Genomic DNA, 229 nt, shown 5'->3' on the forward strand with positions numbered 1-229 from the left:
AATTTGGTGAATGTTGTATTTTACCATGTGACATCAAGAATTTTACTAGGTGACGTAAAGTCGTTGATTTGACGTAACGTTTTTGGTGTGTATATGGATGCCCCCTTTTCAGTAGGAGGCCACATGGAAACGCCACGTATTCTTCGCCGCCCCGAGGTGGAACGTCTGACTGGGCTCAGCCGGTCTAGCATTTACGACGCCATGAGGAGGGGGGAATTTCCCCGTCAGC

The 229-nt window shown here is 48.9% G+C and carries 1 protein-coding gene; it reads left to right on the plus strand.

Going from position 1 to position 229, the window contains the following annotated elements; translation table 11 throughout:
* Positions 1-123 precede the first annotated feature (123 nt).
* On the plus strand, positions 124-229 hold a 106-nt coding region (locus CVH10_RS25105; protein WP_146143446.1), incomplete at its 3' end, for an AlpA family transcriptional regulator.

Origin of the sequence: Halomonas sp. ND22Bw (genome assembly GCF_003011945.1) — a bacterium.
Classification (GTDB): Bacteria; Pseudomonadota; Gammaproteobacteria; order Pseudomonadales; family Halomonadaceae; genus Halomonas; species Halomonas halophila.